Genomic DNA, 357 nt, shown 5'->3' with positions numbered 1-357 from the left:
GTGTACATGGTCGTCCTCGCCGTCGAACTCCACCAGTTCCGCTTCAAAGTCCGTGCAGACGCTGGAGCATATCGGCCGCAGGTCGTCAAGAATCTCTTTTGTGAAGACTTCACGGCGGTATTTTGTTACGAATACCAAATGTACGTGCATGAGGAAAACACAGTGTCTTCCGTGGCGAATGTCATTGTAATCACTCATAGACCAAACTATAATCGAAGCATGCAACGACTACAAGCCTATCAATACGAACTGATGCCAGATGGCGAGCAAGAGCGCAATATGCGCCGCTTCGCTGGCGCGTGCCGATTCGTCTGCAACAAGGCGTTGGCGATGCAAAAAGAGAATCATGAGGCCGGT

General features: G+C 50.7%; 2 protein-coding genes. One reads left to right on the top strand and one right to left on the bottom strand.

The window, feature by feature from the left end; all coding sequences use genetic code 11:
* Positions 1-198, bottom strand: a 198-nt coding sequence (gene tnpA / locus F1735_RS34435) for an IS200/IS605 family transposase (protein WP_167241549.1), incomplete at its 3' end; no start/stop codon positions are given.
* Between the two features lie 21 nt (positions 199-219).
* Between tnpA and F1735_RS34430 the strand changes: the two genes are divergently transcribed.
* A partial coding sequence (locus F1735_RS34430) for a helix-turn-helix domain-containing protein (RefSeq protein WP_167241547.1) occupies positions 220-357 on the top strand: 138 nt, incomplete at its 3' end.

The sequence above is a fragment of the Massilia genomosp. 1 genome, assembly GCF_011682185.1.
In the GTDB taxonomy this organism is placed as follows: Bacteria; Pseudomonadota; Gammaproteobacteria; order Burkholderiales; family Burkholderiaceae_D; genus Telluria_A; species Telluria_A rubra.
Note: the sequence above shows the minus strand (reverse complement) of the source record. Positions and strands in the feature narration are given on the sequence as shown.